We start from the raw sequence: 19,245 nt of genomic DNA, 5'->3' as shown, positions 1-19,245 counted from the left end.
CTTCCCTCCGTTCCCGCCGCGACCGCAGCGGCCACCGCGGTGCCCGTGCGGACGCGGCGGGAACGGAGGGAAGCTGAGATGTGCATGCTGGGCTCCTTCAAGCCGAGATGATTGTCGTACTGATCACCTGATCGCCTAAGGGATGACATGGATCGCCCGGAGAATGCGCCGGGACGCCGCAAACACGCTGAAAAATACCCTGACTAGCCCACACCGGTCGGTGTCTCCCCAGGCCGGAGCCGTCCGGCAGCCCGGCGGCGGCCACCATGCCACCGGGGGCCGGTTCACCCGCAAGTGCGGATGAACCGGCCCCCGGTCCCGTAACTCCGGTCAGGCGGTCAGGAGATCAGCTCGATCTCCGCCAGCGTCGCCGCCGACGCGCTCACCAGCCGGTACTTCGCGTACGCCTCCGGCGCCTGCACCGAGAACACCCGGGTCTGCTTGTCCCAGGCGAACGTCTGGCCGGACCGCTTGTCGAGGTCCTTCCAGGAGGTACCGTCCGTCGACCCCTGCAGCACCCAGCCCGTCGGGGCCTTCGCCGCGGTGGCCGAGGTCAGCGTGTACTGGACCGCCTTCGTGCCCGCGGCGGCCGGCAGCTCCACCGACTCGACCGCGGCCGAGGTCGCGGAGGTGTTGTCGTACAGCGCGCCGTCGCCCTTGAGCACGTCGCCCTTCGGGGCGGGCACCTTGTCGTCCTGGGTGATGGAGACCGGAGCCGCGCTCCTGCCCGTGGCCCACGCCGACGGCTTGGAACCCATGTCGAACTCCAGCACGCCGCCCTTGGCGAGCAGGTCGTGCGGCAGCGAAGTGGAGTTCCACTTCTTGCCGTTGACCTTCAGGCCCTGGACGTAGACGTTCGTCGCGCTGTTCTTCGGAGCCTTGACGACGAGTTCACGGCCGTTCTCCAGGTGCACGGTCGTCTTCGTGAAGAGCGGCGAGCCGATCGCGTACTCACCGCTGCCCATGACCAGCGGGTAGAAGCCGAGCGAGGAGAAGAGGAACCACGCCGACTGCTCGCCGTTGTCCTCGTCGCCGTGGTAGCCCTGGCCGATCTCGCTGCCGGTGTACAGGCGGCCGAGGACCTCGCGGACCTTCTCCTGGGTCTTCCAGGGCTGTGAGGCGGCGTTGTACATGTACGTGGCGTGGTGCGCGACCTGGTTGCTGTGACCGTACTGCCCCATCCGCACGTCGCGTGCCTCGGTCATCTCGTGGATGACGCCGCCGTACGAGCCGACGAACTCGGGTCCGGCGGTCTCCGGGGTGGAGAAGTACGTGTCCAGCTTCTTGCCGAGTCCGTCACGGCCGCCGTAGAGGTTGGCCAAACCCCGGCTGTCCTGCGGGGCGGTGAAGGCGTAGCCCCAGCCGTTGGTCTCCGTGTAGTCGTAGCCCCAGACGCGGGGGTCGTACTGGTCGGAGGGCAGACGCCAGTCGCCGTTCGCCTTCCTGCCCTGGAAGAAGCCGGCCTTGTCGTCGAAGAGCTTGACGTAGTTCTGCGCGCGGTTGAGGAAGTAGTCGGACTCCTCCTTGTAGCGCGCCTTCTTCGTCTTCTTGTAGAGCGCCTGGCCCATCTGCGCGATGCCGTAGTCGTTGAGGTAGCCCTCCAGCGACCAGGAAAGCCCCTCGTGCGTCGAGGTGTTGGCGTATCCGGTGAAGACCGAGGTGTCCATGCCCTTGCGGCCGACGCCGGAGGACGGCGGGGTCACCGTGGCGTTCTTGACCGCCGCGTCGTACGCCGCCTCGGCGTCGAAGTCGACACCCTTGACGTAGGCGTCGGCGAAGGCCACGTCGGAGCTGGTGCCGGTCATCAGGTCGGAGTAGCCCGGGGACGACCAGCGGGAGATCCAGCCGCCGTCCTTGTACTGCTGGACGAAGCCGTCGACCATCTTGCCGGCCTGCTTCGGGGTGAGGAAGGAGTACGCCGGCCAGGTCGTCCGGTAGGTGTCCCAGAAGCCGTTGTTGACGTAGACCTCACCCTTGACGATCTTCGCGCCGGTGTGGGTCGGGGTGTCCGTGCCGGTCTGCGGCGAGAACGGGCTCGCGTAGGTGCTCTTGCCGTCGACCTGCTCGAAGCCCGAGTTCGGGTAGAGGTAGAGCCGGTACAGGCTGGAGTAGAGCGTGGTCAGCTGGTCGGCGTTCGCACCCTCGACCTCGACCTTGCCGAGGATCTTGTCCCAGGCCCTCTGCGCGTCCCTCTTCACCTTGTCGAAGGAGGACTTCGCCGGAAGCTCCATGGCGAGGTTCTTCTTCGCCTGGTCGACGCTGATCAGCGAGGTGGCCAGGCGCAGACCGACCTTCTTGTCCTTGCCCGCGTCGAAGCGGAAGAAGCCGGTGACGTCGTCACCGCCGCCGCCCTTGAGCTTGCCGCTGTCGGTGACCGGCGCGTCGAAGGAGCCGTACACGAAGAGACGGGTCGCCCCGGTGGAGCCGCCGCTCTTCACGTCGGAGTAGCCGGTGAAGGAACCGGTCTTCGCGTCGAGGGTGAGACCGCCGTCGTTGGAGACGTTGTCGAAGACCAGGCTCGCGTCGTCACCGGGGAAGGTGAACTGCATCCGCGCCGCGTGGTCGGTCGGCGTCATCTCGGCCTTGAGGCCGTTCTCGAACGTCACGCCGTAGTAGTGCGGGGTCGCCGTCTCGTTCTCGTGGCGGAACGGCAGCGCACGGGCCGTGCGGGAGGCGTCCGGGGTGCCGGAGGCCGCCGACGGCATCATCTGGAAGGTCTGGCGGTCACCCATCCAGGGGCTCGGCTCGTGGCTCGCGCTGAAGGCCTGCAGCGTGGGCAGGTTGTCGTCGTTGTTGCCGCGCGAGTAGTCGTACAGCCAGCTCGTGGACCCGGCGTTGGTGACCGGCGTCCAGAAGTTGAAGCCGTGCGGCACCGCGGTGGCGGGGAAGTTGTTGCCGCGCGAGAAGCCGCCGCTGGAGTTGGTGCCGCGCACGGTCGACGCGTAGTCCGAGAGGTGCGCCTTGCGCTTCTCCGGTGCCTTCGGGGCGATCGCGATGTCGTCGACCCAGCCCTGGAACTTCGACGGCCCCTTCGGGGAGTCGTACGCCACCAGGATCCGGTCGACGGTCTTGCCCGCGGCCACCGTGCCGATGCGCGAGGCGACCTTGTTCCACTGGTTCACGTACAGCCGCTTGGCGTCGGCCTGGCCCTGCGGGGTGAGCGGTCCGCCGTGGCTGTCGGTGGCCTTCAGCCCGCTCAGGTAGGTGCCGTCGGTGAAGGCCAGGTCCACCGACACGTGCGTCGCGGGGTAGTCGAGGTCCGTCTCGGCCATCTGCGGATAGACCAGGTAGGAGAGCTGTGTGTCCTTGGTGATCGCCGTGTTGACGTCGAACACCTTGTTGTACGAGTAGGCGCGCCCGTCCGGCTTGTGCGTGCCCGCGTAGCGCAGGGCCTTCTTCCCGGTGAAGCCTGCACCCTGCTTGGCGGTGGGGGAGCCCGAGGGCCCCCGGTCGGCCTGGGTGCGCATGTCGTCGGGCGTGGGGGTGGAGGTGTCCCCGTTCGAGAACTGGACGTCGGCGAGCTGGAGCGCGTCGGACGCGCCGTTGTTCTTCGTGATCTCCAGCCGGAAGTGCTGGTAGGCCTTGTCCGTGGTGAGGTCGAACGACTTGGTCTGGAGCCGCTCGGAGAAGGTCTGGCCGGTGCGGGTGTCCAGGTCCGTCCACGTCTTGCCGTCGGCGGAGCCCTTCAGGGTCCAGTCCCTGGGGTCCCGCTCGTCGTGGTCGTTGGCCGACGTCAGGGCGTAGGTGACCACCTTGGTGGATTCGGCGAGGTCGAACTCGACCCAGCCCGTGGGTTCGAAGGCCAGCCACTTGCTGCCCGGTTCCAGATCGGTCAGGTTCTCCTTGACCTCCCCGCCGCCGGTGTTCTCACCACTGGCCCGGATATCCGTGACCTGATCGGTGACATTGCCCGGTATTCCGGCGGAGAATCCGCCGTCGACACCCGATGCCCTTTTCTTGCCGTCGGCGCCTTCTTCGACCGTATTCCGCCAGTCCGGCTGCTTTTCGTCGGCCTCGAACGAGGAGCTGAACGACGTTTCGCCGGACGGCTTCTGTGCGGCGCCGGCCGGCTGGGCGAGGGCTGTGGTGGGGGCTGCCAGGGCCATGACGACAGAAGCCGCGAGGACCGCGGCCGAGTGGCTGTGTCTGTGGCGCGAGCCGTGCTGAGGACCACGTAGGGGCTGCATACGGAGCCGTTCCTCCCGGGACATGCTTGGACAACGTTGTCATTGCGGGGCGCGGGTTCCAGTAGGGAGCCAAGTGGCTACGCATGTCAAGGGTGTTGCGTGGGGTTGACATCGACGATTCGACCGTATTGCGGAAAACGGTGCTTCCGTGCGGAGGCGCGCGGTGCCGAAGTGTCCGTGAGGTCTCAACTCGGGAAAGACTGCCGCTCAACCATGCTCTCGATCTTGCTCAGTTGGCGGCAAGTGGACTATACCTGTCGGCGTCTGCACAGCCGCTTCACAACGGCGCGCGGGCACGGGGGAGGGTGGCACGTCCGGGGGTCGCGAGACGCGGCCCGCTGTACGGTCCCCGGAACTTCTCCACAGTAATCCGGCAATCCGCACGACCCAAGCGCAACTGACCGCGGTGGCGGGCCCCTTCGCCTGAGGCGAATTCACGACGGGTGACCGGTACACCGCCTGAGTCCTGGAGAAGGCGAGGACTTGAGCATGGGATTCACCTCCGGCCGCACGAATGAGGGCCTTGGCCGTCGCGACCTGATCAAGCGTTCGGCCGCACTCGGCCTGATCGCTGTTCCGACGATGAGCTTCCTGTCGGCGTGCGCGAGCAGCGACACCGGAACCGACGAGAAGGTCGAGAAGGGCACCAAGAGCGCGAAGAACCCGCTCGGTGTCAACGAGACCGCCGCCCTCGAGGTCGTCATCTTCAACGGTGGCTTCGGTGAGCAGTACGCCATCGACGCCGAGAAGAAGTACAACGAGGCCTTCCCCAAGGCTCCGAAGGTCAAGCACGCCGCGACCGAGAAGATCCAGTCGACGCTGCAGCCGCGCTTCAACGGCGGCACCCCGCCGGACCTCATCGACAACTCGGGTGCCGAGCAGATGGACATGGGTGTCCTGGTCGGCAAGAACCAGCTGGCCGACCTCACGCCGCTGATGGACGCCCCGTCCTACGACGACCCCGCCAAGAAGGTCCGCGACACGCTGCGCCCCGGTGTCCTGGAGATGGGCCAGTTCGAGGGCGACCCGGTCTGGGTCATGTACTACGCGTACACGGTGTACGGCGTCTGGTACTCCCAGACCAACCTTGAGAAGCTCGACGCGACGTACCCGGAGAACTGGGACGACATGCTCGCGCTGTGCGCGAAGGCGAAGAAGAAGGGCATCGCCGGCTGGACCTACCCCGGCAAGTACCCGTACTACCTGCCGTTCTCGCTGTACCCCTTCATCGGCAAGATCGGTGGCCGCGAGGTCCTCGACAAGATCGACAACCTGGAGCCGAACGCCTGGAAGGACCCGGCCGTCAAGGCCGCCTTCGAGGCGTACTACGAGCTCTTCCAGAAGGGCTACATCCTCAAGGGCACTCCCGGCCTCACCCACATCCAGTCGCAGACCGAGTGGACCAAGGGCAAGGCGCTGTTCATCCCGAACGGTTCGTGGGTGGAGAACGAGGCCGCACCCACCACGCCGGACGACTTCAAGATGATGGTCGGCGCCCCGTCCAGCCTCGACTCGTCCGACAAGCTGCCCTTCGGCACCCTGTGGGCCTCCGGCGGCGAGCCGTTCGTCGTCCCGGCGAAGGCGAAGAACCCCGAGGGCGGCATGGAGCAGCTGCGCATCATGCTCAGCGAGGAGTCCTCCAAGAACTTCACGAAGTCGGTGAAGTCCCTCACCGCCTTCAACGGCGGCACCGACGGCCTCACGCTGTCCACCGCCATGCAGTCCGGCGTCGACGTCCTGAAGAAGGCCGGCGACAACGTGCTCAACCCGCGTCTGCAGGACTGGTACGTGAAGCTGCAGAAGGAGCAGATCGGTATCGCCGGAATCGGCGAGATGATGGCCGGCCGCGCGACCCCGGCGGAGACCATCAAGAAGATCCAGGCCTTCGCCGACGCGGCGGCCAAGGACCAGTCCGTCAAGCACTACAAGCACCAGTGAGCCACCGTCACCAGCGGCGGCACCCGCTCAGAAACCGGGGTCGGTAACGATGCAGCACGGCAAGTACCGTTTCATCGTGGGGTTCCTCATCGCCCCACTGGCGTTGTACGCCATCTTCGTGATCTGGCCCTTCGCCCAGTCCATCTACTACTCGTTCACGGACTGGACGGGACTGAGCCCGGACTTCAAGATGGTCGGCTTCGACAACTACGGCCGGATGCTGGACGACGCCATCTTCTGGAAGTCACTGCAGCACAGTGTTCTTCTGGCGCTGCTGCTGCCGCTGGTGACGCTGGGCCTCGCGCTCTTCTTCGCCTTCATGCTCAACGTCGGGGGCCGGCGGCGCAAGAACGCCGCGGTCGCCGGCGTGCGGGGCTCCTCGTTCTACAAGGTGGCCTATTTCTTCCCGCAGGTCCTGTCGATCGTGATCGTGGCCCTGCTCTTCCAGTTCGCGTTCAACCCCTCGTCCGGAATGCTGAACGAGACCCTGAAGGCCGTCGGCCTCAAGAGCCTCCAGCCGGACTGGCTCGGCGACCCCGATCTGGCGCTGTACTGCGTGATGGTCGTGCTGATCTGGTCGACGGTCGGATTCTTCGTCGTCCTCTTCTCCGCCGGCATGGCGTCCATACCGAAGGACTTCTACGAGGCCGCGCTGCTGGACGGTGCCGACCGCGTCACGACGTTCTTCAAGATCACGCTGCCGCTGCTCTGGGACACCGTGCAGTCCGGCTGGGTCTACATGGGCATCCTGGCCCTCGGGGTGGAGGCCTTCACCGCCGTACAGGTCATGACGGTCGGCCCGGGCGGCCCCGACTACTCCACCACGGTCCTGCCGCTGTACGTCTACCAGACGGCCTTCCGCGACGCCCAGGCCGGCTACGCGACCACGATCGGCGTCGGGCTCCTCATCGTCACCATGCTCTTCGCGGCCATCGTGATGCGGCTGGGCCGGCGCGAGCGGCTGGAGTTCTGATGCCGGTCATCGCGAGGCACGGCGACCGGACGGACCGGGGCGCGCGGAACAGTTCGGTCCCGGTGACCGGCTCGACAGTTGCACGAGGTGAGCACACATGAAGGTCACTGAGACTCCTCCCGCCGTCCCGGCCCCGCGCTCGCCGGTGCGGAAGACGACGGACGCCCCGTCCGGCGGGCCGGCGAGGAGCAGCGAGGGCAAGGTCCTCAACGTCTTCTCGCACGGTGTGCTGGTCATCTGGGCGGTCCTCGTCATCATGCCGCTGCTCTGGGCGGTGATGGCGTCCTTCAAGACCGACGACTCCATCCTGTCGACGCCCTGGGCGCTGCCGGACAGGCTCCACTTCGAGAACTGGTCCCGGGCCTGGAACCAGGCCCACATGAGTGACTACTTCCTCAACACCATCCTGGTGGTCGGCGGTTCACTCATAGGCACCCTGCTGCTTGGCTCGATGGCGGCCTACGTGCTGGCGCGGTTCGACTTCCCGGGGAACCGCTTCATCTACTTCCTCTTCATCGGCGGGATGAGCTTCCCGATCATCCTGGCGCTGGTCCCGCTGTTCTTCGTCATGAACAACATGGGCCTGCTGAACTCGGTGCACGGGCTGATCCTGGTCTACATCGCCTACTCGCTGCCCTTCACCGTCTTCTTCCTCACCTCGTTCTTCCGGACCCTGCCGACCTCGATCGCGGAAGCGGCCCTGCTCGACGGCGCCTCGCACACCCGGACGTTCTTCCAGGTGATGCTGCCGATGGCCAAGCCCGGTCTGATCAGCGTCGGTATCTTCAACTTCCTCGGCCAGTGGAACCAGTACATGCTGCCGACGGTGCTGAACACCGACCCGGACGGCAAGGTGCTCTCCCAGGGCCTGGTCGAACTGGCCACCAGCCAGGGCTACAAGGGGGACTGGTCGGGCCTCTTCGCGGGTCTGGTCATGGCGATGCTGCCGGTCCTCGCCGCCTACATCGTCTTCCAGCGCCAGGTCGTCGCGGGGCTGACGGCGGGGGCGCTCAAGTAGGGGGGCCCGTTCGTTCGACCTGAGCACCGCATGCCGCCGGCATGCGGTGCTCAGGCGTGCGCGGGCCCCGGGCGGCGAACTGCGCCGGCGGACCGGACGCCGCCTCACCTCCCCACGATGCGGTCGACCGCGGCCTCGACGAGACGGTCGCGCTCGGCTTCCGTGAAGACCCCCGGCAGCGTGAGCTGTTCGACGATGAGCCAGTTGAAGGCCAGGATGAGCAGCCGGACCGCGGTGGCGTCGCCGGGCAGGCCCGACGCCTCGTGGTAGGCCACATTGGCCTCGACGTCCGCGCGCACCTGCTCGGTCAGCACCGCCCGCAGCCCGGGCCGCCGGGTGGCCTCCAGGCGCAGTTCCAGCAACGCCAGATAGCCGGTGCGGAAGCCGCTGACCCTGTCGATCAGCTCGCGCATCAGCTGGGTGTAGGTCTCCCGGTCCGGTGAGGCATTCCGCTGCCTTTCCACCGTCGCCTCGTCGGGCTGCAGCCGTTCGTAGACCCGGCTGCCCGCCTGGGTGAGCAGGTCGTCCCGGTTGGCGAAGTAGTTGGAGGCCGTGCCGGCCGGGACACCCGCCTCCGTGTCCACCGCCCGGAAGGTGAGTCCGCGCGCACCTTCCCTGGCCAGCACCTCGATCGATGCGTCGACGAGGGCCGCCCGCCGCGCGTCGTTCCTGCGCACCATTGACACCACTCCATCTGTAGTACTACGGTCAAACCACTTCAAGCAGAGTACTACGCAACGGGGTGTGCGCATGCGAAAGCTCGTTTACTACGTCGCCGTCTCCATCGACGGCTACATCGCGGGGCCGGGCGGGGAGTTCGACTTCTATCCGCAGGGTGACGAGGAGCAGGCGGCCGCGTACGCCTCGTGGGTCAACGCCCGGTACCCCGAGACCGTCCCCACCTTCGCCCGCGCCGGAGCGGGGCTGGCGGACGCCCCCAACCGGCGCTTCGACACCGTACTGATGGGGCTCGGCAGTTATCGGCCCGGCCTGGACGCGGGTTTCACCAGCCCCTACGCCCATCTGCGCCAGTACGTCGTGTCCAGCACGCTGGCCCCGGACACCGACCCGGCGGTCACCGTGGTCGCCGAGGACCCGCTCGGCCTGGTGCGCGGCCTCAAGCGGGAGGAGGGTCAGGACATCTGGCTCTGCGGTGGCGGCCTTCTCGCGGGGGAGCTGCTGCCCGAGATCGACGAGCTGATCGTCAAGAGCTACCCGGTGGTCGCGGGGGCCGGTATCCCGGTGATCAACGGGGAGTTCGACCCCACCCTCTTCGGGGTCGCCGACCGGGCCTCGTTCGACAACGGCGTGACGGTCACCCGGTTCACCCGGCGCTGACGTGTCCCGAGCCGGGTGTGTGCCGTACGTGCCGGGTCGCGCGGTGCCCGGTCCGGGTGGCCCGCCCCCGTTCATCCCCTTCCGGTGACATGCGGTAGTCGGTTGCTGCCTTCATCCGGGCAACACCGGCCACCGGAAACGAACAGGCCCTCAGGGCCCCGAACCGCCCACCGGGCCCAACCGGTGGGCGGTTCACGTCGTTTCCTGGGCTTTCGTCACTGTCCGGATGTGGAGGCCCGATGCTCATCGGGGGCTGCGACTGCTCAAGGTCTTGACGGGGGGCGCCCCAAAACGCTCATCTTAGAGTTCACATGTTAGAGAAAACGGCAGGAGTGAGTGAGTCGATGGAGACTCCGGGGTCGCAGACATCTCTGCATCGGGCCAACCTTGAGCGGGTCGTGCGTGCCGTAAGGATGGCGGGGTCCCTGACCCAGGCCGAGATCGCCAGGAGCACCGGCCTCTCCGCAGCCACTGTCTCCAACATCGTCCGTGAGCTCAAGGACAGCGGCACGGTCGAGGTGACCCCCACCTCGGCGGGAGGCCGGCGCGCCAGAAGTGTCTCCCTGAGCGGGGACGCGGGCATTGTCATCGGGGTGGATTTCGGGCACACCCACCTTCGGGTGGCCATCGGCAACCTGGCTCACCAGGTGCTGGCCGAGGAGTCCGAGCCGCTGGACGTGGACGCCTCGTCGGCGCAGGGCTTCGGCCGGGCGGAACAGCTGGTCAACCGCCTGGTCGAGACCACCGGGATCAGCCCCGGGAAGGTGATCGGCGTCGGCCTCGGCGTGCCGGGCCCGATCGATGTCGAATCCGGCACGCTGGGCTCCACCTCGATCCTCCCGGGCTGGACGGGCATCAATCCCAGCCAGGAGCTGGCCGGGCGCCTCGGGGTGCCGGTCTACGTGGACAACGACGCCAACCTCGGGGCTCTCGGGGAGCTCGTCTGGGGCGCCGGCAAGGGCGTCAGGGACCTCGCCTACATCAAGGTCGCCAGCGGTGTCGGCGCAGGTCTGGTGATCGACGGGCACATCTACCGGGGCCCGGGCGGCACGGCCGGCGAGATCGGCCACATCACCCTCGACGAATCGGGCCCCGTCTGCCGCTGCGGGAACCGCGGCTGCCTGGAGACCTTCACCGCCGCCCGGTACGTCCTGCCGCTGCTGAAGCCCAGCCACGGGGCTGATCTCACCATGGAGCGGATGGTCCAGCTGGCCCGTGAGGGCGACCCGGGCTGCCGCCGGGTCATCGGGGACGTCGGCCGGCACATCGGCAGCGGGGTGGCCAACCTGTGCAACCTGCTCAACCCGAGCCGAGTCGTGCTCGGCGGATCCCTCGCGGAGGCCGGGGAGTTGGTGCTGGGGCCCATCCGTGACTCCGTCTCGCGCTACGCCATCCCCAGTGCCGCCCGGCAGCTCTCCGTGCTCCCCGGGGCGCTCGGAGCCCGGGCCGAGGTGCTGGGTGCGCTGGCCCTCGTACTCAGCGAGATGGGGGATTCGTCCCTTCTGGAGAGCACTCTCCCCGCCGCGAGCCCTGCCTTCACTTAGATAACGAATGGCACCGTTGTCATCTCGTTAAGGATTTACTCCTTGACGCTGACGTCGTGGCCGAGTTGACTTCCAGCCACCTCGGCCGCAACGTCGCGGCCTCGTCAGGGAGGTTCGAAATGAACACGCGTATGCGTCGTGCCGCCGTTGCCGTTGCCGCCACCACCATGGCTGTCTCTCTCGCCGCTTGCGGGAGCGCCAAGGAGTCCGGCGACAAGACCAGTTCCGAGTCGGCCAAGAAGGGCGATGCCCTCAAGATCGGCCTGCTCCTTCCCGAGAACGTCACGGCACGTTACGAGAAGTTCGACAAGCCGATCATCATGCAGAAGGTCAGCGAGCTGACCGGCGGCAAGGCGGAGGTCGTCTACGCCAACGCCAAGCAGGACGCCACCACGCAGTCCCAGCAGGTCGACACCATGATCACGAACAAGGTCGACGCGCTCATCATCGACGCGGTGGACGCCAAGGCCATCGAGAACAGCGTGAAGAAGGCCAAGGACGCGGGCATCCCCGTCGTCGCCTTCGACCGCCTCGCCGAGGGCCCGATCGACGCCTACACCTCCTTCGACAACGAAGAGGTCGGCCGCGTGCAGGGCAAGGCCCTGCTGGAGGCCCTGGGCGACGGCGCCAAGCCGACCGTCGTGATGATGAACGGCTCGATCACCGACCCGAACGCCGCGCTCTTCAAGAAGGGCGCCAAGTCGGTGCTCGACGGCAAGGTGACGTACGGCAAGGAGTACGACACCAAGGAGTGGAAGCCGGAGAACGCCAACGCCAACATGGAGGGCGCGATCACCGCCCTGGGCAAGGACAAGATCGACGGCGTCTACTCCGCCAACGACGGCATGGCCGGCGGCATCATCCAGGCCCTCAAGTCCGCCGGGCTCTCCAAGCTCCCGCCGGTCACCGGCCAGGACGCCGAACTCGCCGGTGTGCAGCGCATCGTCACCGGTGAGCAGTTCATGAGCGTCTACAAGCCCTACCCGCAGGAGGGCGTCGTCGCCGCGGAGATGGCCGTCGCGCTCGCCAAGGGCGAGAAGCTCGACACCATCGCCACGTCCAAGGTCGACAACGCCGGCACGAAGGGCATCGCCACCGTGCTCGTCCCGGTCGTCTCGCTGACCAAGGACAACATCAAGGACACCGTCATCAAGGACGGCATCTACACGCTCGACGAGATCTGCACGGCCAAGTACAAGGCCGCCTGCAGCGCCGCGGGCCTGAAGTAGGTCCCAACCCGCCCGGACCGGCCCCCGCGGCCGGGACCGGGCGGACCCGAAGCCTGTCCGGCGCCCCGCCCACCAACTGTCCCGCTACCGGGCCGGGCGCCGGACGGAACGACTTCGGACGCTTCTTCCTCAATTCTTCTGCTCAACCACCGCGCCTCCCCCAGGCGCGGTATCCCCGCCGGGTCAGGCGGCGAAGGAGATGGTTCACGTGTCCGCTACGCCCGTGTTGGCGTTGCGAGGGGTCTCCAAGCGATTCGGTGCCGTCCAGGCGCTCACCGACGTAGAGCTTGAGGTCCACGCCGGTGAGGTGGTCGCCCTGGTGGGTGACAACGGCGCCGGTAAATCAACGCTGGTCAAGACGATCGCCGGAGTCCACCCCATCGATGACGGTGTCATCGAGTGGGACGGCCGGACGGTCCAGATCAACAAGCCGCACGATGCCCAGAACCTGGGGATCGCGACCGTCTACCAGGACCTAGCGCTCTGCGACAACATCGACGTCGTCGGCAACCTCTACCTCGGCCGGGAGCTCCGGAAGTTCGGAATCCTCGACGAGGTCGAGATGGAGCGGCGCTCCCGCGAGCTCCTCAGCACGCTGTCGATCCGCATTCCCAGCGTCCGCATCCCGATCGCGTCGCTCTCCGGCGGCCAGCGCCAGACCGTCGCCATCGCCCGTTCGATGCTGGGCGAGCCCAAGCTCGTCATCCTCGACGAGCCCACCGCCGCGCTCGGCGTCGAGCAGACCGCACAGGTCCTCGACCTCGTCGAGCGACTGCGCGAGCGGGGCCACGCGGTCATCCTCATCAGCCACAACATGGCCGATGTGAAGGCCGTCGCCGACAAGGTCGCGGTGCTCCGGCTGGGCCGGAACAACGGGATCTTCGACGTGAAGACCACCTCGCAGGAAGAGATCATCTCCGCCATCACGGGTGCCACGGAGAACGCCGTGACCCGTCGTGCGGCGCGCAACGCGGAGGCCCAGAAGTGACAACCGACAAGACGTCCACCGCAGTGGTCAACCCGGAGGCGGCCAAGGGCGCCGACACCGTGGTCGACCCCCGGCTCCTCGTGCGCGAGCAGGGCCTCGCCGGCTACCTCACCGAGTTCAGGCGCAAGATGCGCGGCGGTGACCTCGGCTCGATCCCCGTGATCGTCGGCCTGATCATCATCTGCGTCGTGTTCCAGAGCCTGAACTCCGAGTTCCTCTCCGCGAAGAACGTCAGCGACATCGCCGTGACGATGGTGGCCACCGGCATGATGGCCGTCGGCATCATCTTCGTGCTGCTGCTCGGCGAGATCGACCTCTCGGTCGGCTCGGTCAGCGGTGTCTCGGGCGCGGTCGTCGCCGTGCTCAGCGTCACGCACGGGATGAACGAGTGGCTCGCCATACTCGTCGCCGTGCTCAGCGGCGCGGTCATGGGCGCGATCCACGGCTTCTTCTTCGCACGGATCGGCGCCCCGGCGTTCGCCGTCACCCTCGCCGGTCTGCTGTTCTGGCTGGGCTTCATGCTCCAGCTGCTCGGTGACACCGGCACGATCAACCTGGACAGCGACGGCGTCGTCGGCAGCCTGACCACGTACTACTTCTCGGACGTCGCCGCCGCCTACGGGCTCGCCGCCGTCGGGGTGATCGGCTACTTCCTCTCCGCCTTCCTCGACACCCGCCGCCGTGAGGCCGCGGGCATCCCGGCGCGTCCGCTCGTCGACATCGTGGTCCGCACCGTCGTCCTCGCGGTGTTCGCCTTCGGCGCCGCGTTCATGTTCAACCAGTACCGCGGCCTCCCGCTGGCCCTGGTCCTCTTCCTCATCGTCCTGGTCGGCACGGACTTCGTCCTGCGCCGCACCTCCTACGGGCGGAAGATCTTCGCACTCGGCGGCAGCGTCGAGGCGTCCCGCCGCGCGGGAATCAACGTCACCGCGATCCGCGTCTCGGTCTTCTCCATCGCCGGCACCTTCGCGGCCGTCGGAGGTCTGTTCTGGGCCTCGAAGATCGCGGCGGCCAACCAGGGCTCCGGGGCCGGCGACCTCCTGATGAACGTCATCGCCGCGGCCGTCATCGGCGGCACCAGCCTCTTCGGTGGCCGGGGCCGCACCTGGAACGCGCTGCTCGGTGTCATGGTGATCGTCTCGATCCAGTACGGCCTGGCCCTCGAAGGCATCGCCACGCCGATCAACTACATGATCACCGGCGCTGTTCTTCTCGTCACGGTCGTCATCGACTCCATCACCCGCAAGACGCAGAAGACCGCAGGCCGCGCCTGACCGTCGTACCTGCGCACATGTGCCCGGCATCCTCGCGATGCCGGGCACCCGCGCGTCCGGCGGCAGTCCGCGGGGCGAGGACGAATCAGGCGCCCGATGACCCGGTGCGCCGACGGAACATTAGACTCATCGGATCGACACGCTCGACCAGCTCACAAGCAAGGAGGCACGGGTGGACCTGCTGACCCGCATCAGGGGACCGCGCGACCTGGACCGGCTCGGTCTCGAGCAGCTCGACCAGCTCGCCGGGGAGATCCGCACCTTCCTCGTCGAGGAGGTGTCCAAGACCGGCGGCCACCTCGGCCCGAACCTGGGTGTGGTCGAGCTGACCATCGCCCTGCACCGGGTCTTCGAGTCCCCGCAGGACAAGGTCCTCTTCGACACCGGCCACCAGAGCTACGTGCACAAGCTGCTCACCGGCCGGCAGGACTTCTCGAAGCTCAAGAGCAAGGGCGGGCTCTCCGGATACCCGTCCCGCGCCGAGTCCGAGCACGACGTCATCGAGAACTCCCACGCCTCGACGGTGCTCGGCTGGGCCGACGGCCTCGCCAAGGCCAACGAGGTCCTGAAGAAGGACGACCACGTCGTCGCGGTCATCGGCGACGGCGCGCTCACCGGCGGTATGGCCTGGGAGGCGCTGAACAACATCGCCGCCGCCAAGGACCGCCCCCTCGTCATCGTCGTCAACGACAACGAACGCTCCTACGCCCCGACCATCGGCGGCCTCGCCAACCACCTGGCCACCCTCCGCACCACCGACGGGTACGAGCGGTTCCTGGCCCGCGGCAAGGACCTCCTGGAGCGCACGCCCGTCGTCGGCCGGCCGCTGTACGAGACCCTGCACGGCGCCAAGAAGGGCCTCAAGGACTTCATCGCCCCGCAGGGCATGTTCGAGGACCTCGGCCTGAAGTACGTCGGGCCGATCGACGGCCACGACATCGAGGCCCTGGAGTCCGCCCTCCAGCGCGCCAAGCGCTTCGGCGGTCCGGTCATCGTGCACTGCCTCACCGAGAAGGGCCGCGGCTACACCCCCGCCCTCCAGGACGAGGCGGACCGCTTCCACGCGGTCGGCAAGATCCACCCGGACACCGGTCTGCCCATCTCGACCTCCGGCCTCGACTGGACCTCGGTCTTCGGCGAGGAGATGCTCAAGCTGGGCCACGAGCGCGAGGACATCGTCGCCATCACGGCGGCCATGCTCCAGCCCGTCGGCCTCGGCAGGTTCGAGGAGGCGTTCCCGGACCGCATCTACGACGTCGGGATCGCCGAGCAGCACGGCGCGGTCTCCGCCGCCGGCCTGGCCACGGGCGGGCTGCACCCCGTCTTCGCGGTCTACGCCACCTTCCTCAACCGCGCCTTCGACCAGGTCCTGATGGACGTCGCCCTGCACAAGTGCGGAGTGACCTTCGTCCTGGACCGGGCCGGCGTCACGGGCACGGACGGCGCCTCGCACAACGGCATGTGGGACATGTCGGTCCTGCAGTGCGTGCCCACCCTGCGCATCGCCGCCCCGCGCGACGCCGAACAGGTCCGCGCCCAGCTGCGCGAGGCCGTCGCCGTCGACGACGCACCGACCGTCGTCCGCTTCTCCAAGGGCGCCGTCGGCCCCGCGGTCGACGCCGTCGGCACGGTGGGCGGCATGGACGTCCTGCGCTCGGCGGGTACGGACGAGCCCGACGTCCTGCTGGTCTCCGTCGGCGCCCTCGCCCCGATGTGCCTGGAGATCGCCACGCTCCTGGACGCCCAGGGCATCTCCACGACGGTCGTCGACCCGCGCTGGGTCAAGCCCGTCGACGAGGCGCTCGCCCCCCTGGCGGCGGAGCACCGGGTCGTCGTCACGGTCGAGGACAACAGCAGGGCCGGCGGTGTCGGCTCCGCCGTCGCGCAGGCACTGCGCGACGCGGACGTCGACGTACCGCTGCGCGACTTCGGCATCCCGCCGGTGTTCCTCGACCACGCCTCGCGCGGCGAGGTCATGGCCGAGATCGGACTGACGGCACCGGACATCGCCCGTCAGGTCACCGGCCTGGTCGCCAGGCTCGACGGCCGGCTCGAGAGCCGGGCCGTGGCGCGCGTCCGCGACTGATCCGCCCGCACCGCACCGGGCCGGTCGCCCACCCCACTCGGGTGGTCCGACCGGCCCATTCGCGTGAAATCGGGGCGTACAGTGCGTTTCGGGGCGTCTGGTTCCGAATCATGGCGTGCACGACGAGTGCGTGGAGGTACGCCGGTGAGCACGCAGCAGGACACGCCCCCCAGCGGGAAGGGGCTGTTCCGGACCAAGACGGTCGAACAGTCCATCCGCGATACGGAAGAACCGGAGCACGCTCTCAAGAAGTCCCTCTCCGCGCTGGACCTCACGGTCTTCGGAGTGGGTGTCATCATCGGCACCGGGATCTTCGTCCTCACGGGCAAGGTCGCCAAGGAGACGGCTGGCCCGGCCACCGCCCTCGCCTTCGTCGCGGCGGGCGTCGTCTGCGCGCTCGCCGCCCTCTGCTACGCCGAATTCGCCTCCACCGTCCCGGTGGCCGGTTCGGCGTACACCTTCTCCTACGCCTCGCTGGGCGAGCTGGTCGCATGGATCATCGGCTGGGACCTGGTGCTGGAATTCGCCCTGGGCACGGCGGTGGTGGCGGTCGGCTGGTCCGGCTACGTGCGCTCGCTGATGGACAACGTCGGCTGGACGATGCCCGAGGCGCTCTCCGGCCCCGATGTGGCGAGCGGCTTCGGCTTCGACATCCTGGCGTTCGCCCTGGTGCTGATCCTGACAGTCATCCTGGTCCTCGGGATGAAGCTCTCCGCCCGGGTGACCACCGTCGTCGTGGCCATCAAGCTCGCGGTCGTGGGCATCGTGATCATCGCCGGACTGTTCTTCATCGACACGTCCAACTACTCGCCCTTCATCCCCGAGGCCGAGAAGCAGACCGGCGGATCGGGCCTGGACGCCCCCCTGGTCCAGCTGATCTTCGGCTACGAACCGACGAACTTCGGCATCATGGGCATCTTCACCGCCGCCTCCATCGTCTTCTTCGCCTTCATCGGCTTCGACGTCGTGGCCACCGCGGCGGAGGAGACCAAGCTCCCGCAGCGTGACATGCCGCGCGGCATCCTTGCCTCGCTGGTCATCTGCACCCTGCTCTACGTCGCCGTCTCCATCGTGGTCACCGGCATGCAGCACTACTCCGAACTCTCCGTCAGCGCCCCGCTCGCCGACGCCTTCAAGGCCGTCGGGCACCCCTTCTACGCGGGAGTCATCAGCTTCGGCGCGGCCGTCGGCCTCACCACCGTCTGCATGATCCTGCTGCTGGGCCAGACCCGGGTGTTCTTCGCCATGAGCCGCGACGGACTGCTGCCGAGGTTCTTCTCGGTCACGCACCCTCGCTTCGGCACCCCGTACCGCCCGACCATCCTGCTCGGCGTGGTCATCGCGATCGTCGCCGGCTTCACCAGCATCAACGAGTTGGCGACGCTGGTGAACATCGGCACGCTCTTCGCGTTCGTCGTCGTCGCCCTCGGCGTGATCGTGCTGCGCCGCACCCGCCCCGAGCTCCACCGCGCCTTCCGTACCCCGTGGGTGCCGGCTCTGCCGATCCTCTCGGTGGCGGCGTCGGTCTGGCTGATGCTGAACCTGCCGGCCGAGACATGGCTCCGGTTCGGGATCTGGATGGTGCTCGGCGTGATCGTCTACATGGTGTACGGCCGCCGGAACAGCCGTATGACCAAGAAGTCCTGACGTCAGGTCAGGCGCCGCGTGACGGCGGCAGCGGCCGTACCGTACGAGGGCCCGTACAGCGGGCCCCGTACGCCTCCGCCCGCTGCCGCAGCCCGCGGTCGGCCGTGACGACGACGCAGGACCGTACGCCCCGGGCGGCGGCGGCGAGTTCGGCGATCAGGTCGTCCCCGCTGCCGGCTGCAGCCCGGACCCGGACGCCCGGCACGGAGACGACCCCGCTCGCGGCGCCCTCCACGACCAGCACGATCTCGACGGGACCGGCATACCCCGGCAGCCCGTCATCGGCGTACGGGACCAGCGAGTCCCGCAGCCGCTCGGCCGCCCCGTGCCGGTCCCGCCACCACCCGTCCGGCACGGACCCCACCACATTGGCGGCGTCGACGATCACCAGAGTCCTCTCACCCGTCATCCCCGAAGGATGCCAGGTCAGCCGCCGGTGGCCGGAGACTTCTTGGCCGACTCCGGGATCGTGCCGTCCGCCCGGATCGCCTTCCAGAGGCTGCCGGCCTGGGGCTCGGCGGGGACCACCCGGTTCGGGTCCTGCTTGTCGTAGGCGACCGGCAGCATGATCGTCTCCATGGAGGAGGGGTCGACGCCGTTCATCGAGCGGGCGAACTCACTGAGCGAGGTCAGGGAGGCGAGCCCCTCGTCGGTCGTCAGCGACTTGGTCGCGGAACTGGCGATCTTGTACGTGGTCGTCGGACTGCCCAGCAGGTCCTGCGACTTGATCTCGGTCAGCAGCGCGAGCAGGAACTGCTGCTGCAGCCCGATGCGGCCGAGGTCGCTGCCGTCCCCGACGCCGTGCCGGGTGCGGACGTAGGCGAGGGACTCGGTGCCGCTCAGCTTGTGTGTGCCGGCGGTCAGGTCGAGCCCGGAGGCCTCGTCCTTGATCGGCTCCTCGACGTTGACGGTCACGCCGCCGATCGCGTCGACCAGGTCCTTGAAGCCGGCGAAGTTGATCTCCAGGTAGTGGTCGATCCGGACCCCGGACATCTTCTCCACGGTCTTCACCACGCAGGCCGG

The 19,245-nt window shown here is 68.0% G+C and carries 14 protein-coding genes; 10 read left to right on the top strand and 4 right to left on the bottom strand.

All coding sequences use genetic code 11. From position 1 onward, the window contains the following. Window positions 1-338: 338 nt before the first annotated feature. The gene (locus BFF76_RS24355; RefSeq protein WP_065849068.1) at window positions 339-4,187 is read right to left on the bottom strand and encodes a GH92 family glycosyl hydrolase; all 3,849 of its coding nucleotides are present in this window, start codon (window positions 4,185-4,187) and stop codon (window positions 339-341) included. Between the two features lie 489 nt (window positions 4,188-4,676). On the opposite strand from BFF76_RS24355, the gene ngcE reads away from it, so the two are divergent. From ngcE to BFF76_RS24340, 3 genes are all read left to right on the top strand, one after another. Further along, window positions 4,677-6,125, top strand: a complete 1,449-nt coding sequence (ngcE, locus tag BFF76_RS24350) for an N-acetylglucosamine/diacetylchitobiose ABC transporter substrate-binding protein (protein ID WP_031095740.1) — start codon at window positions 4,677-4,679, stop codon at window positions 6,123-6,125. A 49-nt stretch (window positions 6,126-6,174) separates the two neighbouring features. Next, complete coding sequence (locus tag BFF76_RS24345) at window positions 6,175-7,098, top strand: carbohydrate ABC transporter permease (RefSeq protein ID WP_031095738.1); 924 nt, start codon at window positions 6,175-6,177, stop codon at window positions 7,096-7,098. Between the two features lie 97 nt (window positions 7,099-7,195). Next, a complete protein-coding gene (locus BFF76_RS24340; RefSeq protein ID WP_065849067.1) occupies window positions 7,196-8,116 on the top strand; it encodes a carbohydrate ABC transporter permease in 921 nt (306 codons plus the stop codon). 104 nt (window positions 8,117-8,220) lie between these two features. Here BFF76_RS24340 and BFF76_RS24335 read toward each other — a convergent pair whose 3' ends face one another. Then, window positions 8,221-8,796 carry a TetR/AcrR family transcriptional regulator gene (locus tag BFF76_RS24335; protein ID WP_031095734.1) on the bottom strand — a complete coding sequence of 192 codons (576 nt, stop codon included), beginning with the start codon at window positions 8,794-8,796 and terminating at the stop codon, window positions 8,221-8,223. Between the two features lie 70 nt (window positions 8,797-8,866). Between BFF76_RS24335 and BFF76_RS24330 the strand changes: the two genes are divergently transcribed. From BFF76_RS24330 to BFF76_RS24300, 7 genes are all read left to right on the top strand, one after another. Next, complete coding sequence (locus BFF76_RS24330; RefSeq protein ID WP_031095732.1) at window positions 8,867-9,454, top strand: dihydrofolate reductase family protein; 588 nt, start codon at window positions 8,867-8,869, stop codon at window positions 9,452-9,454. A gap of 344 nt (window positions 9,455-9,798) precedes the next feature. After that, on the top strand, window positions 9,799-10,998 hold the full coding sequence (locus BFF76_RS24325) for an ROK family transcriptional regulator (RefSeq protein ID WP_031095731.1): 1,200 nt from the start codon (window positions 9,799-9,801) through the stop codon (window positions 10,996-10,998). 119 nt (window positions 10,999-11,117) lie between these two features. Next, window positions 11,118-12,227, top strand: coding sequence for a sugar ABC transporter substrate-binding protein (locus BFF76_RS24320; RefSeq protein WP_031095730.1), 1,110 nt, complete (start codon window positions 11,118-11,120; stop codon window positions 12,225-12,227). Between the two features lie 199 nt (window positions 12,228-12,426). Next, entirely contained in the window at window positions 12,427-13,215 is a 789-nt protein-coding gene (locus BFF76_RS24315) for an ATP-binding cassette domain-containing protein (protein ID WP_031095728.1), read from the top strand. Next, the gene (locus BFF76_RS24310) at window positions 13,212-14,489 is read left to right on the top strand and encodes a sugar ABC transporter permease (RefSeq protein ID WP_053929250.1); all 1,278 of its coding nucleotides are present in this window, start codon (window positions 13,212-13,214) and stop codon (window positions 14,487-14,489) included. Before BFF76_RS24315 ends, BFF76_RS24310 begins: the two co-directional genes overlap by 4 nt. 172 nt (window positions 14,490-14,661) lie before the next feature. Then, on the top strand, window positions 14,662-16,575 hold the full coding sequence (dxs, locus tag BFF76_RS24305; protein ID WP_065849066.1) for a 1-deoxy-D-xylulose-5-phosphate synthase: 1,914 nt from the start codon (window positions 14,662-14,664) through the stop codon (window positions 16,573-16,575). Between the two features lie 144 nt (window positions 16,576-16,719). Next, on the top strand, window positions 16,720-18,222 hold the full coding sequence (locus tag BFF76_RS24300; RefSeq protein ID WP_031095721.1) for an amino acid permease: 1,503 nt from the start codon (window positions 16,720-16,722) through the stop codon (window positions 18,220-18,222). A 7-nt stretch (window positions 18,223-18,229) separates the two neighbouring features. Here BFF76_RS24300 and BFF76_RS24295 read toward each other — a convergent pair whose 3' ends face one another. Together BFF76_RS24295 and BFF76_RS24290 are read right to left on the bottom strand one after the other, a co-directional pair. Beyond that, window positions 18,230-18,631 carry an NYN domain-containing protein gene (locus BFF76_RS24295; RefSeq protein WP_053929252.1) on the bottom strand — a complete coding sequence of 134 codons (402 nt, stop codon included), beginning with the start codon at window positions 18,629-18,631 and terminating at the stop codon, window positions 18,230-18,232. Between the two features lie 17 nt (window positions 18,632-18,648). Beyond that, the coding region (locus BFF76_RS24290; protein ID WP_208604878.1) for an LCP family protein at window positions 18,649-19,245 on the bottom strand (597 nt) is incomplete at its 5' end.

Origin of the sequence: Streptomyces mutomycini (assembly GCF_001700505.1) — a bacterium.
GTDB classification, from domain to species: Bacteria; Actinomycetota; Actinomycetes; order Streptomycetales; family Streptomycetaceae; genus Streptomyces; species Streptomyces mutomycini.
This window is presented reverse-complemented; position numbering and strand designations above follow the sequence as displayed.

Bases quoted from the DNA above. Each gene is read 5' to 3' on its own strand.
- BFF76_RS24355 (WP_065849068.1), bottom strand. From the start codon at position 4,187: ATGCAGCCCCTACGTGGTCCTCAGCACGGCTCGCGCCACAGACACAGC.
- ngcE (WP_031095740.1), top strand. From the start codon at position 4,677: ATGGGATTCACCTCCGGCCGCACGAATGAGGGCCTTGGCCGTCGCGAC.
- BFF76_RS24345 (WP_031095738.1), top strand. From the start codon at position 6,175: ATGCAGCACGGCAAGTACCGTTTCATCGTGGGGTTCCTCATCGCCCCA.
- BFF76_RS24340 (WP_065849067.1), top strand. From the start codon at position 7,196: ATGAAGGTCACTGAGACTCCTCCCGCCGTCCCGGCCCCGCGCTCGCCG.
- BFF76_RS24335 (WP_031095734.1), bottom strand. From the start codon at position 8,796: ATGGTGCGCAGGAACGACGCGCGGCGGGCGGCCCTCGTCGACGCATCG.
- BFF76_RS24330 (WP_031095732.1), top strand. From the start codon at position 8,867: ATGCGAAAGCTCGTTTACTACGTCGCCGTCTCCATCGACGGCTACATC.
- BFF76_RS24325 (WP_031095731.1), top strand. From the start codon at position 9,799: ATGGAGACTCCGGGGTCGCAGACATCTCTGCATCGGGCCAACCTTGAG.
- BFF76_RS24320 (WP_031095730.1), top strand. From the start codon at position 11,118: ATGAACACGCGTATGCGTCGTGCCGCCGTTGCCGTTGCCGCCACCACC.
- BFF76_RS24315 (WP_031095728.1), top strand. From the start codon at position 12,427: ATGGTTCACGTGTCCGCTACGCCCGTGTTGGCGTTGCGAGGGGTCTCC.
- BFF76_RS24295 (WP_053929252.1), bottom strand. From the start codon at position 18,631: ATGACGGGTGAGAGGACTCTGGTGATCGTCGACGCCGCCAATGTGGTG.